The following is a 14,666-nucleotide window of genomic DNA, read 5'->3' as shown; positions in this document are numbered from 1 at the left end:
AAGCGGCATTACCACTGCCGACGACCAAAATTGTTTTATTTTCACAGGCTGCGGCATCACAGGTGGCACAAAAGGAAATGCCCTTATCAAAAAGGAATTTTTCCTCGTTTTTTGCATTGGTAAGACAGGGAATTCCTCCCGCGGTGATGATTATTGACTTGGCATGGTAAATGGTGCGGAAGGTATCTACGGTATAGTCGTTTTGAGTGGAGAAATTTACTTTTTTAGCAGCAGTAAGTTTAAATTCTGCACCGAGTAATTTGGCTTGTTCATGAAATAATTTTGTGAGAGCCAGTCCGGTTATTCCTGATGGGAATCCGGGGTAATTGATAATTTCACTGCTGGATGAAGCTGATCCTCCGATAAATGATTTTTCCAAGACCAATGTTTTTAATTTTGCTCTTCCTGTATAAATGGCAGCAGTTAAACCGGCCGGTCCGCCACCGATAATTATGATATCATAGTATGCATGTTTTTTCTTCATTAAGGAACCTCACAATAAAAAATGGTTAAGTATTTTAGATAAAGTATTTTGTCAGTAATTTGCTGCCAATAATAGCGCCGATGAAAATGAAGAGCATGAATACCCAGCCATGCAGGGACATGGAAGCTGTTCCGCTGAAAAGTGCTCCGATATTACAGCCAAAAGCTATGCGGGCACCATATCCCATTAAGAGGCCGCCGAGGATGGCACCAAAGATTTGTTTTTTAGATTTGATTTTTTTTATTTTAAATTGTGATGCGAGCAATGTCGCTAAAAAAGCACCAAAAATTATACCAATATTGGAAACTGAATGACCGTTATTCCAAAAACCGGCGGTAATAGCTGCGGCATGTGTTTTTTGCGAGAAATAAAACCATGTATCGGGTTGTCCACCTAAAATTTGATAAAACCATGCACCCCAGTATGAAAATGGCGTTGTGACACCCCAAGCACTGCCGGTAATGCTGAGCATGGTAATATTTGCCATACCTAAAATAATTGCACCTGTCGTGTAACTCCAGGGATTTTTGAGTAATTTTGCATATAAAGAAGTGTTGTCCATACGGGTCTCCTTATTTTTCTATATATATTTCCCATTCTCCATCGTTTATTTCTTCTATTTCCACATTGTGGCCCTCTTTTCTAGCCCATTCAGGAATGTTTTTCATAGCACAACTATGGTCAATGGATACGATGAGAATATCATTTTTGTTTAATGCAGCTAATTTCTTTTGTGTTTTTATTAAAGGAACAGGACATATTTCTCCAAGACAATCCAGTGTATATTCTGACATATCAATTATCTCCTTAAATTTTATCTGATCTTTTACCATATTTGTTTGCTAAAACATATAATCCTATTAAGAATCCGAACTGAATTACTAAAGCAGGAATCCAGCCAATAAGCGTCGGTAAGAATATTTTGGTTTTAGGAATGATATTGGCTGTCCACCAGCCGAAATCATGTGCGCCCCAAAGTGAACCGATGATAAAAAAAATTAAAGTTATTATCTGAATTAAGAACCCTTCTCCTACACGCATTAATGTGCCGGAAGCGCACCCTCCGGCAATGACCATGCCAATACCGAACATAGCAGCGCCAATAGCTGTGTTCGGACCTACCGGCGAAATATTACCTGGAATTGGCAAACCACTGACAGCAGCAGAATGTTGAATATAAGCAAAGCCAATGGAAGCTACACCAATTGCCAATAACACTGCTTTGGTCAAAGATGTGCTGCCGGTCAAGACTGGATCTCGCATGGATGCGGTAAAACAAAAGCGGGATCTTTGCAATGTAAATCCGATGATTATGCCAAATGCCCACATAATTGCAGCTTGGGGAACATTTGCAAATAAGAAGAAAGCGATACCGATAATTGCAGCTAACACGACTATTCCCCAAGGAAGCTGATTGTGCTTTGTTTTATGATTCCTTCTGGCAGCAGCCAGTGATGATAATGATTGATTCATTTTGTACCCCCTTGATATGCCTGAAAACAAAAAAGGCTTGGAAAAGCAGAAAATATCTGCCTTTCCAAGCCTTTAGTTTTCTAATGAGCTTGTCATTAGTTGATAATATATCATTATATTCATTTATTGTCAATAATTAGTACAATAAAAATTGGATATTTATATTATCAATCATTTTTGATTTTGGTCGGAAGTATTATTATATTGAATTAAATCAGCTGTACTTGATAATACTGCCGGAGTATCATCGTAAGGATCAACATGCTCCTGCTATTCCGCTGAGGAACTAGTTTGGGTCACTGTCTGAGCTGTTGAATTTAGTGTATTATTGGAAGAGGTACTGTTGGCCGGAGTGCCATAAAGAGTAATATCTGATTTTGTTTGGATAAATAATTCAGTACCGGCAGGAAGATTTATATTTTTCCCTTTGACAAAAACACCGCCAACGATGCCTATAGGGCCTAATAATACCATACCGGCAACACTGGCACCGGCGGCCATGGCCTCCGATTTCATTTCTTTTTTTGCTTTCTCACCCAGAATGGTGTCTACTATTGTTCCGTCAAAAGCCTGCGTTTTGGCAAAGTCTATACCGATTTTTCCATCGCGGCCAAAATTTTTAGCAGAGCTCACGCTGGTCACAGTACCTTCACCAAGTCCACCAGCGGCAAAAACCATGCTGCCATTATAAATAACATCTTCAGCTACTTGATATTTTACTTCATCTCCGGCTTTCATCGTTTCAGAATTGAGTGGAGTGACGAGTTTGATCTTTATGAGTGTATTAGCAGGGACAAGTGTATGTGAAAGTGGAATAGCTTGTTGTGAACTGCCAAAAGCAGCGTTGCCTAATGACAACATACGGCTATAATATGTACCACTCTTGGGTTTCCCATAAAGCATGGTTTCAAGATCGGATAAACGTTGTCCTATAGGGTGCATTGAGACCTGATGCATTAACGACCATTCAATACCATTCATTTGGGCTATTGCTGAGGGAGAATAGGTATTAGTGAAGATTTGTGCATATATGTTATTGATGCGGTCGACCAAGTTACCGTTTTTAGATGTCCCATAATAATCTTGTTCTAATTTATTAATACGATCAATTATGGCCCCCGTCTGGGTGGTCCCATACACGGCTTTTTCTACAGAGGCTAATTTGTCCTGCACGGCATTGCTATCAGAAATATCACTGGCTGTTGACAATGTAGTGCCTGTGGTTATGGTGCTATCGGCAAATGTAATGGAAGTAGTGGAAAAAGTAAGTGTTATACATAAAACAGTAGAAAGAATTTTTACATTCTTTTTAGAGATAAAATTCATTGTAGTCACCCTTTCAAAATGATTTTAAATATATTTAAAGCATGGGAATGAGTTGGTGATTTTTGAAATATACAGGTACTAAGCCGCATTTTTTTAGAAAAATGCAGGCTTTTTTTAGTCCCGAACCTAAAGAGGCAGGTACATGGGCATCAGAACCAATTGTTGCATATTTACCACCTAATTCATGATATCTTCTATAGACGGGAATTAAAGTCTTTATAGAAATGTCATTTGAAAAACGACGTGTGTTTATTTCGGGAATCACATTATTGACTAAGGCTGTTTGCCAAATCTTGTCAATATAAGGGGCAAAGTCATTATAATATAATTCTTTGTCATCGTAAGGTGCTTTGCGGCAAATGTAATCTATATGCCCTAAAACGTCACCGAAAGAATGTAATGAAATCATATCGGCAATAGCCTGTAAGTATATGCGGTAAGCAGTCAGCTTATCTTTACCGTAAAAATACTCAGGATAATAAATATCATAACCATCGATAATATGTTGTGATATTATGATCATGTCAAAAGGTGATTGTTGTGAAAATATTTTACTGCGGACGGCAGTTTGTTTTTGCATGCCTATTTCAACACCCAGCAGCAATGAATTATTATATTGATATTTCCGATAGTGATCGAAGTACTCGATTGGATCAAATTCATATATGTCAGAACCGGGAAAATCAAAATCGATGTGTTCAGTTGTAATAAGTCCAATATTGAGTTTTTGAGCAATATCAAGAGCATCAGTGAGCTTCATTACAGAATCAGCAGAAAATTCAGTATGGGCATGACAATCGAATAAAATGGTAATCACCCCTTTTGGCAAAATATTAAATTAATGCCAGTAAATTATCGTTTATTTAAAGCTTCCTGAAGGGCTTTGGCCAGCTGATCAGGACATGAAGTCTGACGTGAACCGCATTTAATACCGCTAAAATTATTTATTATATCATGAGCATCCTGGCCTTGGACCAGCTTGGTGATTCCCTGTAAATTACCGTTGCAGCCGCCGATAAAAGAGATGTTTTTTATTATATTACCATTTAGTTCAACGTTTATTTGTTGAGAACATGTTCCTGCTGTTTTATATGAATACATACTCATTTACACCTCATATTATAATTTACAATCAATATTATCATTATAATCTAATGAAGGATTTTTTTAAAGCCCTTGTAAATTTCCTACAAATATAGGAAAATATAGATTAAAAGATTTATTTTTGCAAAAGAATAGACAATCCAAGGAGAAGATTATTTTGAAGATAGCGATGATTGGTACGGGTTATGTGGGTTTAGTGACGGGTACATGTTTCGCAGAAACCGGCAATGATGTTATTTGTGTCGATATAAACGAAAAAAAAATAAAAGAATTAGTCAGCGGTCATATTCCAATTTATGAACCAGGCCTTTCTGACATGGTGAAAAATAATTATATAAAGGGTAATTTGTCATTTACTACCAATATAAAGGAAGCATTGCAAAAAGCAAATATTTGTTTTATTGCAGTTGGTACACCAATGGGAGAAGACGGGAGTGCCGATCTTCAGTATGTTTTAGCCGCGGCGCGTGATATTGGCAGATATATGATACACGATATGTATGTTGTTGACAAATCTACTGTGCCGGTCGGCACAGGAGCAAAGGTAAGAGAAACCATTGCAATTGAATTGAAAAAACGGAATAGTAATCTTAAATTTGATATAATTTCTAACCCGGAATTTTTGAAAGAAGGAAATGCCTGCGCCGATTTTATGACGCCAGACAGAGTAATAATTGGTTCGGAAGAACCTGCGTCTATTGAAATGATGAAGGAATTATACGAACCGTTTATTCGTTCACGGGAAGTATTTATAATAATGGATGTCAAGAGTGCCGAACTGACCAAATATGCTGCGAATGCTATGTTGGCGACAAAAATCTCCTTTATTAATGAAATAGCTAATATAGCTGAACGTACCGGTGCCGATGTAAATAAGGTCCGTCGGGGCATAGGCAGCGATAGGCGCATAGGCTATAGCTTCATCAGCCCTGGCTGCGGCTATGGAGGCAGCTGCTTTCCCAAAGATGTGCAGGCGTTGATAAAAACCAGCAGTGAGTATGGTTATGAGGCAAAATTATTGCAGTCGGTAGAAAAAGTTAACATGGAACAGAAAAAAGTATTGGGGAAAAAAGTAGTAAATATTTTTGGCGAAAATCTATCAGGAAAAACATTTGCTGTATGGGGACTGGCATTTAAACCGGAAACTGATGATATGCGCGAGGCACCGGCAATTTTCCTTATTAAAGAACTCGTCGGGCGCGGCGCAGCTGTAAAGGCTTATGATCCAAAGGCAATAGCAACGGCACGTGATTTCTATCTCAATACTGTTGATAATATAACATATAGTGAAAATAAATATGACGCTCTTGATGATGCTGATGCTCTTATAGTTGTCACAGAGTGGAAGGAGTTTCAAAGTCCGGATTTTTTGGAAATCAAAAAAAGAATGCGCGGAAAATATGTTTTTGATGGGCGGAACCAGTATAAAACTAAGATTTTGGCAAAATTTGATTTGTCATATATACAGATAGGCGTAAAACAGGAGAAATAGATTATGCAAAAGGGAATTATTCTGGCTGGCGGAGCGGGAACACGGTTATATCCGCTGACCAGAGTTGTAAGTAAGCAGCTGATGCCTGTCTATGATAAACCAATGATATATTATCCGCTTAGTACATTTATGCTGGCAGGTATAACAGAAATACTTATTATCACTACACCACATGATACAGAGCTTTTTCAGGCACTGTTGGGTGATGGCAGTCAATGGGGAATTTCTCTTCACTATGCAGTGCAGCCAAGTCCTGATGGATTGGCGCAGGCGTTTATAATTGGCAGGGACTTTATTGACGGACAGAGTTGTTCATTGATTCTCGGTGATAATATTTTTTACGGACACGATTTATCATTAACGGTAAAACATGCTGCGCAAAGACAAAGTGGAGCTACTGTATTCGCTTATTATGTTAAGGAGCCGCAGCGCTATGGCATTATTGAGTTTGATGCAGCCGGTAATGCTGTTAGTTTAGAAGAAAAGCCGTCAGAACCAAAATCAAATTATGCAGTAACCGGGCTTTACTGCTATGATAATAATGTAGTTGATTATGCTAAAAGTTTGAAACCGTCGGCACGTGGCGAATTGGAAATTACTGATCTGAATCGTCTTTATTTAAATGAGAAAACACTGCATGTTGAGATTATGGGACGTGGTTATGCCTGGCTTGATACGGGGACACATGAATCGTTATTGCAGGCGGCTTCGTTTGTTGAAACGGTGCAGGATAGGCAAGGTCTTAAAATAGCCTGTCCAGAGGAAATTGCTTATCGGCTTGGATACATAAGTGCTGAGGATGTAGTGAAGTTAGCGGCACCATTAGTGAAAAATGAATATGGCTGCTATCTCATGAATATGTTAAAAGATAATAACCTGAATAGGGAGATTTGGTAAAGTGGATGTGATACAGACACAAGTAAAAGATGTATATATTATTGAGCCAAAAGTTTTTGGCGATAATCGTGGTTGGTTCATGGAAACCTATTCTGCCCGCGTTTTGAGGAAATATGGTGTGAAAACTGATTTTGTCCAGGATAATCAATCTTATTCGGCACCAAGGGGGACATTGAGGGGGCTGCATTTTCAAAAACCACCAATGACACAGGCAAAACTTGTTCGCTGCACGCATGGTACGATGATGGATATTGCAGTAGATATAAGAAAGGGTTCACCCACTTATAAGAGATGGCTGGCTGTTGAATTGTCAGATAAAAATAAGCGTCAATTATATGTGCCGCGTGGTTTTGCACATGGATTTGTGACTTTAAGCAATGATGTTGAAGTTCAGTATAAGGCAGATAATTATTACGCACCGGAGACGGAAGGAAGCATTATCTACAATGATCCGGATATTGGTATCACCTGGGATAAGTGGCAGCAAGGCCGATATACTTTTTCGGCGAAGGATAAACAGGCACCGCTTTTCAAAGATTTTGTCACGCCGTTTGTTTATGGTGAAATTTAAATGGAATTGCTGCGATTGAGTGAAAAAACAGAAAACCATGTACCTGTGACAGTGAGAGTGCCAGGTTCCTGTGGTGAATTGGTACAAGGTGTAATAGATGGTGAACCGTTTTTAATAACCTGTCCGATCAATGTGTTTTCTACAGCGATAATTATTGACAATGGGGTTAAAAATGTTTTGAAAAGCAAGGCTTCCAAAGCACTAAAAATATTTTGCACAGAATTTGGTCTGGATGCGGAGTTATTGAATGTAAAGTTGCAGACACAATTGATAAAAAGTAAAGGCATGTCATCGAGCAGTGCTGATATAGCAGCTGTGTGCAAAGCAGCTGCTATTGCCTTCGGAATAGACATAACTGCTGAAAAAATTGCTCAAATAGCAGCACGTGTTGAACCCACTGATGGTGTTTTTTGTGATGGAATAGTCAAGTTTAATCATATAACTGGGGAAGTGCTGCAATATCTGGGAACGCCACCGCCGTTGAAAATACTTGTATTTGATTGCGGAGGCAGTGTCGATACAATTGTGTTTAATCAACGTGGTGAACTGCCATATCTTAATGAGAAAAAAGAAGAACAGGTGAAACAAGCCCTGGAATTGGTTGAATATGGTGTAAAGTATAAAAATGCGGCAGCGATAGGTAAAGGAGCAACAATAAGTGCATTGGCTAATCAGGATATTTTGTGCAAAGAAGATTTGGAAGTGATCATAGATATAGCTGAAAAATGTAATGCGGTCGGAGTCAATATAGCTCACAGCGGTACTTTGATAGGTGTATTGTTTTCCATTACAGTTAGTGAAAACAAGTTGCTGGAATGTGTACATGCTGTTCATGAAATGTGTCCGTATATGAGGTATTTATTTACCGCTGAGCTGATAGCCGGTGGTTTTTTTACTGTATAATTAAGATATGTAATATTATTAATAGCGTGAACAAAACCGGAAAGGAAGTATTTTTATGCCGGAAAAATTTGAACACGGCGGTGCCGTTTATGCGGCAGCTGCAAAAACAGGTGACAATGCTTTAATCGATTTTAGTGCCAACATCAATCCATTGGGATTGAGTAAAATTGTCAAGCAGGCAATAATGGACAATGTAGGTAATGTTATACATTATCCGGATACGGCAATGACTGAGTTAAAGAATAAAATTGGTACAGTTTACGATATAGCACCGCAAAATATAATAATGGGAAATGGTGCCGTGGAACTGTTATATGTTTTGTGTCATGTACTGCAGCCCAAAAATGTTTTGCTGATCGCACCGACTTTCAGTGAATATGAAAGGGCCGCCAGAAGTGTCGATGCCACAATAAATTATTGCTTTTTATCGGAACAGCATGAGTTTGAACTGCCACTGCAAAAATTGATTATTTCATTGAAAAATAAAGATATGTTGTTTTTATGTAATCCCAATAATCCCACTGGAACATTATATTCTGCTGAAAATATTGCAATTGTTGTAGAACATGCGGAAGCCAATAATTGTTTTGTTGTTGTTGATGAATCATTCATGGATTTTATCAGTAATAGCGGAGATTTTTCTGTAAAATCTTTATTAAATGGATGTCATAATCTGTTGATAATTCATTCAATGACAAAATTTTTTGCTTTGCCGGGGCTGCGACTGGGATTTGCTGCTTGTTCCGATGCCGAGGTAATACGGCGCATGAATTTGGATAAAGATCCCTGGAATGTTAATTGTCTGGCACAAAAGGCAGGTTTGGCAGCATTGGATGATAAAATATATCGTCGGCGCAGCCGCAGTTATACGCGCAGTGAGATAAATTATTTATATGAAGAACTCTCTCAGCTGCCACTGCTTAAAGTCTATAAACCATCAGTTAATTATATACTTTTAAATATACATAAATTGGGAATGGATTCGGCTCGGTTTTATCAAATAATGTTGGAGAAGGGTATTATTGTCAGGGACTGCGCTAATTATCCTGGATTGTCCGGTGACTTTGTCCGCATAGCCGTTAAGCGTCGGGAGGAAAATGATAAATTGCTTGATGCTGTGGAAAGTATTATGGAATAAGAAATTGGTGGGAAAGGATGATGAGGCATGAATATATTGGTCACTGGCGGTGCCGGGTTTATAGGCAGCAATTTTATTTATTATGAATTGGCTGCACATGAGGATAAAGTAATTTGCCTTGATTTGTTGACTTATGCCGGAAATATATCAACGCTGAGTACAGCGATGCAGAATGAAAAGTTTAAATTTATTAAAGGTGACATAACCGACAGAGTATTTGTATATGATTTATTTAAACGGGAAAAACCGGACATTGTTGTTAATTTTGCGGCTGAAAGCCATGTGGACAGATCTATTGAAACACCAGAGATTTTTTTGCAGACTAATATAATTGGGACTGGTGTATTGCTGGATGCCTGCAGGAAATATGGAATAAAGCGTTACCATCAAGTATCTACCGATGAAGTTTATGGTGACTTACCGCTTGACAGGCCGGATTTGTTTTTCACAGAGGATACTCCTTTACGTACATCAAGTCCATATTCAGCATCAAAAGCGGCTGCTGATTTATTGGTACAGGCATATCACCGTACATACGGATTGCCTGTGAGTATATCGCGTTGTTCCAATAATTATGGACCGTATCATTTCCCGGAAAAACTCATACCGTTAATGATAATAAATGCGCTTAATGATAAACAATTACCAATTTATGGTACGGGCAGAAATGTACGGGATTGGCTTTATGTGGAAGATCATTGCCAGGCTATAGATTTAATTGTAAGAAAAGGGCAAGAAGGAGAAATATATAATGTCGGCGGGCATAATGAAAAAACAAACCTTCAAGTTGTGGAAATGATTCTGAAATATTTACACAAACCATATGAACTTATAAAGTTTGTCACTGACAGACCGGGACACGACCGACGTTATGCTATTAATCCGGCTAAAATAAACGATGAACTGGACTGGCAGCCAAAAACTAGGTTTAATGAAGGAATGAAAAAAACAATAAAATGGTATCTAGCGCATCGTGACTGGTGGCAAAAAATAATCGATGGTTCGTATAAGGATTATTATGCCAAAATGTACGAAGATAAATAACGATAAATCACAATATAAAAAGAAGCTGCCACACGTAGCATTTCTATTCATAAATATGCAATATGCCAAATCTCTTGTCCGCTCTTAAAAAGAGGATGGTAGCTGCATATTTATATGAAGTCAATGTCATTCGTGCGACAGCTCTTGTAATATGTTTGGGAATTATTTATTTAATGGCTATAGCTTCTATTTCAATTAGCAGGTCTTTAGGCAGACGAGCCACTTCTATACAGGAGCGGGCCGGATAAGTATTGGTAAAATATTGACCATAAATTTCATTTACCTTAGAAAAATCATTCATATCCTTGATAAAAACAGTGGTTTTAACCACTTTATCCATAGAAGATCCAGCTTCTTTTAAAATAGCTTTCAAATTAATTAGGACTTGATTAGCCTGAGCTTCAATGCCTTGAGCGGGTTTGCCGGTTTGTGGCATGACACCGATTTGTCCTGAGATAAAAATTAATTTATCAAAAACAGCTATTGCCTGTGAATATGGACCAAGGGCAGCAGGCGCATTATCAGTATAGATGATTTGTTTCATAAAAAATAACCTCTTTTATTGATACATTTTGCAGTGATCAAGTTTGATAAACAGCAAGTTATTGTTGACGAGATGCCCAATGGCATAAAGAACCAGTGTATTTATTGAGTTTAAATGAATTTTCTACAGCTTTTTGCATAAATTTCTGTGTGGTTTTAAAAGCAGTATGAATGTCAAGTCCCTTAGCAAGACAGGCTGTGATCGCTGCAGAGAAGCTGCAGCCGGCTCCGCTGTTGTAGACATTGTCAAGTTTGGTTTTTTCTTCAATGGTAAAGGCAGTTCCATCAAATAAAACATCAACCATATTACCACCCGTGAAACGGCTGCCGGATTTTATTACGATATTTTTGGCGCCCAATTTGTGAATACGCTGGCAGGCTTCCTTTATATCGTCAACCGTTTCGACTTTGTCCATATCGGCCAAGTAAGCTGCTTCTAAAGTATTTGGTGTTATTACATCAGCATATTTTACAAGTTTGGTTTTTATAGCTGCGGCCGCTTCCGGCACCATTATAGTGTCAATGCCCTTGCAGACCATTACCGGGTCAATGACAATATTTTTTAAATGATATTTTTGAATTGATGCTGCGACCATTTCAACTAAGGCAGCTGAACCGAGCATACCGGTTTTCATCGCATCGGTGCCAATACCGCTGCCAACAGTGGCAATTTGGCGTTCGATAGTATGAAGATCAATGGGAAATATGTCGTGCGCCCAATTGGCAGGATTTTGGGCAACGATAACAGTGAGAGCAACCATGCCATAGACGCCCATTTCTTCGAATGTTTTTAAATCAGCTTCCATACCAGCACTGCCGGAAGTGTCAGAACCGGCAATCGATAGCGCTTTAAATTTTTTTGACATGAAAATCATCCTCATTAGTTTATTATCCATATATATGGGATTGAATAAAATTATAGAGACAATAGGTCGGAAAGTCAATAATTGAGCTTGCTGAGAAACTGTAATCGTGTATAAAATGGGATTTTATCGTTGGGATGACTTGACAGGAGAGAAAAATAAACTTATAATACATCTGTTCGGGACGTGGCTCAGTTTGGTAGAGCACTACCTTGGGGTGGTAGGGGTCGTGGGTTCAAATCCCGCCGTTCCGACCATTATATTGACATTAGTTTGTGTAAACAATATGCTTAAGGCCATTCATCAGATTGTGGTGGATGGCTTTGTTTTTATGTATGTGGTTTTTATTTGAAAAATATTATCAGAAAACACAAAATGCTCTATTATATTTTCCAATAGGGTTATGCTATAATATCATTGATATGTAAAAATAATACATAAGCTTGGCGCGATTATAGGAAATTTTATGAAAGAGGTGAAATCCGCGATTATGCGGTTTATAATATGAGGACGAAAAAGGCTGCATGGCATATGTCTAACAGAAAAACAGATGTAGTGGACAATAAAAAACTAAATGATGAAAATACTGTCTTTGCCCTTGATATAGGTACACGCAGTGTAATTGGCATTGTGGCAGAAAAAAATGAGGATAATCTTAAAATTATTACAACAAAACGGCAGGAGCATAAGACTCGTTCAATGCTCGATGGGCAGATACATGATGTTCCTCAGGTAGCACAAGTGATTTGTGCAGTAAAGGAAGGTCTTGAGGAATCTGTCGGGCCACTGAAAAAAGTCTCGGTGGCAGCGGCGGGACGTGCATTATATACGATGACGGCTCAGGCAAAATTGGAAGTTGATGGTGTTATAGATGACGAACAAGAAAAGCACCTTGATTTTATAGCAGTGCAAGCGGCACAGAAAAAATTGGCAGAGTCAAATATGGCAGAAGACATGTCTCTTTATTATTGTGTAGGATATAGTACAGTATCTTATGCTCTTGATGGAGTTAAATTAAAAAGTTTGGTGGGGCAGCGTGGTAAAACAGCTGTCGCTGATGTAATAGCTACGTTTTTACCGCGACAGGTTGTAGATTCTATGCAGTCAGCCTTAAAGGCGGCAGGGTTAGAAATGCATGCCCTGACATTAGAACCAATTGCAGCAATAAGTGTTTTAATACCTACAACGATGCGCCATTTAAATTTGGTACTTGTTGATATAGGTGCAGGAACATCTGATGTCGCTATAACCAGGGATGGTTCAGTAGTCGCTTATGGTATGGTGCCGATGGCTGGCGATGAGATAACAGAAGCAATATCAAAGCAATATTTATTGGATTTTAATGTGGCGGAAGCAGTAAAGAGACAATTATCGATGGATGGTGTTAACAAAGTAAAATTTACGGATATATTAGGAATGGATTATGCACTGTCTGGAGATGAAATAGTCGATAGTGTGATGGAAAATGTAACCGAGCTTGCTCAAGCAATAGCCAATCAAATATTAGAACTTAACGCAGCAGCGCCACAAGCTGTAATGCTGGTGGGAGGCGGAGCATTGACACCGCGTTTGTCTGAGAAAGTAGCTGAAAAGCTTAGCATGCCGGTATCACGTGTAGCGGTCAGAATGCCGGATAAAGTAGATGATATAACGGACATACCTGATACGTTAAAAGCACCGGATGCGGTGACTCCATTGGGAATATTAAAAACGGCCTGTATTCAAACGCTCAATCTTATTGCAATGTATGTAAATGATGCAGAATATAATATGTTTAATTTTAAGGAACTTACCATTGCCGATGTGCTTTTGAATGCAGGGATAAATTTACATAAATATAATGGTAAACCGGGTTTGGGTATTGGGATCAATATAAACGGTAAACAAAAAATGATTAGCGGAACAATGGGAACATTGGCCAAACTGAAACTTAATGGACAACCAGCCTCATTGAGTGACAAGGTGGAAGCTAAGGCGCATATTGTAATAGAGCATGGTGAAAATGGTGCACCGCCACAGATGCATCTGTGTGATGTGATTAAAGCGGGGAAATCGGTAAATGTGTATATAAATGGTGAATTAACAGTCGTACAGCCGCGCTATTTATTAAACGGACAATTATGTACAGATACAGCTGTGTCCCTTAAGGATAAGGACGAAATAACTTATTGTGAACATGTTACTATTGCAGATGCATTGGAAAATACTGGTTATGATATAAGTAATGCTGTTTATAATTATACGCTTAATGGCATTAGTAAAGTATATGAATCTGCACCGCAAATTCAATTAAATGGACAAACCGCATATTTATCTGATGAAGTTCAGGAAAATGATGAAATAGATTTTAAGGAACCGCAGCGAGTTCCCTTGAAAAATATTTTACATGATATGAGCGTTTCTTCTGATATAACGGTACTCTTTAATGATAAACCGTGTGTCGTTCATACGGCTTCCAATGGGCAGATTTCTGTTAATGATAATGCGGCTGCTTCAGATTATTTGCTTAATAATGGCGATGAAATAACTTGCACTGCGGGAAAACAGCATCAAGCTATAATTGGTGATGTGCTGCTGGCTGCTGATTACACACCGCCGAAACCTGGCAGTCAGGTTTCCTTTGAATTATTAAGAAATAATGCTCCGGCTGAATTTACTACGCTAGTTAATGAAAATGATAATATAAAAGTGGTATTGAAACCGTTTGATGTAAAGACGGTGCCAGAAAACGGTAAGAATTAGAATAATATTACAGTATTATATAATTTATATTATTTCTTAGATGGTTAATATTATAATGAGACCCCGAATTTCTTGAATGTGTTGGG

At 38.4% G+C, this 14,666-nt stretch carries 17 protein-coding genes and 1 tRNA gene; 9 read left to right on the top strand and 9 right to left on the bottom strand.

Annotated features, from left to right (window positions below; translation table 11 throughout):
* The 7 genes from I6751_RS00215 to I6751_RS00185 form a co-directional block, all read right to left on the bottom strand.
* A partial coding sequence (locus I6751_RS00215) for an NAD(P)/FAD-dependent oxidoreductase (RefSeq protein WP_196598933.1) occupies positions 1–484 on the bottom strand: 484 nt, incomplete at its 3' end.
* A 34-nt stretch (positions 485–518) separates the two neighbouring features.
* The gene (locus I6751_RS00210) at positions 519–1,046 is read right to left on the bottom strand and encodes a YeeE/YedE thiosulfate transporter family protein (RefSeq protein WP_182187484.1); all 528 of its coding nucleotides are present in this window, start codon (positions 1,044–1,046) and stop codon (positions 519–521) included.
* A gap of 10 nt (positions 1,047–1,056) precedes the next feature.
* Positions 1,057–1,278, bottom strand: coding sequence for a sulfurtransferase TusA family protein (locus I6751_RS00205; protein ID WP_182187485.1), 222 nt, complete (start codon positions 1,276–1,278; stop codon positions 1,057–1,059).
* 13 nt (positions 1,279–1,291) lie between these two features.
* Positions 1,292–1,957, bottom strand: a complete 666-nt coding sequence (locus I6751_RS00200) for a YeeE/YedE thiosulfate transporter family protein (protein ID WP_196590966.1) — start codon at positions 1,955–1,957, stop codon at positions 1,292–1,294.
* Positions 1,958–2,227: 270 nt separating this feature from the next.
* The gene (locus I6751_RS00195) at positions 2,228–3,283 is read right to left on the bottom strand and encodes a hypothetical protein (RefSeq protein WP_196590967.1); all 1,056 of its coding nucleotides are present in this window, start codon (positions 3,281–3,283) and stop codon (positions 2,228–2,230) included.
* Positions 3,284–3,317: 34 nt separating this feature from the next.
* A complete protein-coding gene (locus I6751_RS00190) occupies positions 3,318–4,100 on the bottom strand; it encodes a PHP domain-containing protein (protein ID WP_330998620.1) in 783 nt (260 codons plus the stop codon).
* 35 nt (positions 4,101–4,135) lie between these two features.
* Entirely contained in the window at positions 4,136–4,384 is a 249-nt protein-coding gene (locus I6751_RS00185; RefSeq protein ID WP_330998621.1) for a TIGR03905 family TSCPD domain-containing protein, read from the bottom strand.
* 160 nt (positions 4,385–4,544) lie between these two features.
* On the opposite strand from I6751_RS00185, the gene I6751_RS00180 reads away from it, so the two are divergent.
* Genes I6751_RS00180 through rfbB form a run of 6 tightly spaced genes read left to right on the top strand, consistent with a single transcriptional unit; the run spans position 4,545 to position 10,432 of the window.
* A complete protein-coding gene (locus tag I6751_RS00180; protein WP_196590969.1) occupies positions 4,545–5,879 on the top strand; it encodes a UDP-glucose dehydrogenase family protein in 1,335 nt (444 codons plus the stop codon).
* The gene (rfbA, locus tag I6751_RS00175) at positions 5,880–6,776 is read left to right on the top strand and encodes a glucose-1-phosphate thymidylyltransferase RfbA (protein ID WP_182188566.1); all 897 of its coding nucleotides are present in this window, start codon (positions 5,880–5,882) and stop codon (positions 6,774–6,776) included. It abuts the gene before it with no gap.
* 1 nt (position 6,777) lies between these two features.
* Positions 6,778–7,347: a dTDP-4-dehydrorhamnose 3,5-epimerase gene (gene rfbC / locus I6751_RS00170; protein WP_196590970.1), complete on the top strand. Its 570-nt coding sequence runs from the start codon at positions 6,778–6,780 to the stop codon at positions 7,345–7,347.
* Complete coding sequence (locus tag I6751_RS00165; RefSeq protein WP_196590971.1) at positions 7,348–8,250, top strand: GHMP family kinase ATP-binding protein; 903 nt, start codon at positions 7,348–7,350, stop codon at positions 8,248–8,250.
* A 55-nt stretch (positions 8,251–8,305) separates the two neighbouring features.
* A complete protein-coding gene (gene cobD, locus I6751_RS00160) occupies positions 8,306–9,388 on the top strand; it encodes a threonine-phosphate decarboxylase CobD (protein ID WP_196590972.1) in 1,083 nt (360 codons plus the stop codon).
* Between the two features lie 27 nt (positions 9,389–9,415).
* Positions 9,416–10,432, top strand: a complete 1,017-nt coding sequence (gene rfbB, locus I6751_RS00155) for a dTDP-glucose 4,6-dehydratase (RefSeq protein ID WP_196590973.1) — start codon at positions 9,416–9,418, stop codon at positions 10,430–10,432.
* 166 nt (positions 10,433–10,598) lie between these two features.
* On the opposite strand, the gene I6751_RS00150 is transcribed toward rfbB, so the two are convergent.
* A complete protein-coding gene (locus I6751_RS00150) occupies positions 10,599–10,976 on the bottom strand; it encodes a RidA family protein (protein WP_196590974.1) in 378 nt (125 codons plus the stop codon).
* Positions 10,977–11,034: 58 nt separating this feature from the next.
* Complete coding sequence (gene thiD, locus I6751_RS00145) at positions 11,035–11,841, bottom strand: bifunctional hydroxymethylpyrimidine kinase/phosphomethylpyrimidine kinase (protein WP_182187494.1); 807 nt, start codon at positions 11,839–11,841, stop codon at positions 11,035–11,037.
* Positions 11,842–12,018: 177 nt separating this feature from the next.
* Between thiD and I6751_RS00140 the strand changes: the two genes are divergently transcribed.
* The 3 genes from I6751_RS00140 (at position 12,019) to I6751_RS00135 (ending at position 14,580) form a co-directional block, all read left to right on the top strand.
* A tRNA-Pro gene (locus I6751_RS00140) sits at positions 12,019–12,095 on the top strand.
* Positions 12,068–12,190 (top strand): hypothetical protein, encoded by a 123-nt coding sequence (locus I6751_RS13960; protein WP_268233951.1) that lies wholly within the window; start codon positions 12,068–12,070, stop codon positions 12,188–12,190. The genes I6751_RS00140 and I6751_RS13960 overlap by 28 nt, the downstream gene beginning before the upstream one ends.
* Positions 12,191–12,369: 179 nt before the next feature.
* Positions 12,370–14,580, top strand: a complete 2,211-nt coding sequence (locus tag I6751_RS00135) for a cell division protein FtsA (RefSeq protein ID WP_196591009.1) — start codon at positions 12,370–12,372, stop codon at positions 14,578–14,580.
* The last annotated feature ends 86 nt before the right edge of the window (positions 14,581–14,666 follow it).

Source organism: Pectinatus frisingensis, assembly GCF_015732285.1.
Classification (GTDB): Bacteria; Bacillota; Negativicutes; order Selenomonadales; family Selenomonadaceae; genus Pectinatus; species Pectinatus frisingensis.
This window is presented reverse-complemented; position numbering and strand designations above follow the sequence as displayed.

Bases quoted from the DNA above. Each gene is read 5' to 3' on its own strand.
- I6751_RS00210 (WP_182187484.1), bottom strand. From the start codon at position 1,046: ATGGACAACACTTCTTTATATGCAAAATTACTCAAAAATCCCTGGAGT.
- I6751_RS00205 (WP_182187485.1), bottom strand. From the start codon at position 1,278: ATGTCAGAATATACACTGGATTGTCTTGGAGAAATATGTCCTGTTCCT.
- I6751_RS00200 (WP_196590966.1), bottom strand. From the start codon at position 1,957: ATGAATCAATCATTATCATCACTGGCTGCTGCCAGAAGGAATCATAAA.
- I6751_RS00195 (WP_196590967.1), bottom strand. From the start codon at position 3,283: ATGAATTTTATCTCTAAAAAGAATGTAAAAATTCTTTCTACTGTTTTA.
- I6751_RS00185 (WP_330998621.1), bottom strand. From the start codon at position 4,384: ATGTATTCATATAAAACAGCAGGAACATGTTCTCAACAAATAAACGTT.
- I6751_RS00165 (WP_196590971.1), top strand. From the start codon at position 7,348: ATGGAATTGCTGCGATTGAGTGAAAAAACAGAAAACCATGTACCTGTG.
- cobD (WP_196590972.1), top strand. From the start codon at position 8,306: ATGCCGGAAAAATTTGAACACGGCGGTGCCGTTTATGCGGCAGCTGCA.
- rfbB (WP_196590973.1), top strand. From the start codon at position 9,416: ATGAATATATTGGTCACTGGCGGTGCCGGGTTTATAGGCAGCAATTTT.
- I6751_RS00150 (WP_196590974.1), bottom strand. From the start codon at position 10,976: ATGAAACAAATCATCTATACTGATAATGCGCCTGCTGCCCTTGGTCCA.
- thiD (WP_182187494.1), bottom strand. From the start codon at position 11,841: ATGTCAAAAAAATTTAAAGCGCTATCGATTGCCGGTTCTGACACTTCC.
- I6751_RS00135 (WP_196591009.1), top strand. From the start codon at position 12,370: ATGTCTAACAGAAAAACAGATGTAGTGGACAATAAAAAACTAAATGAT.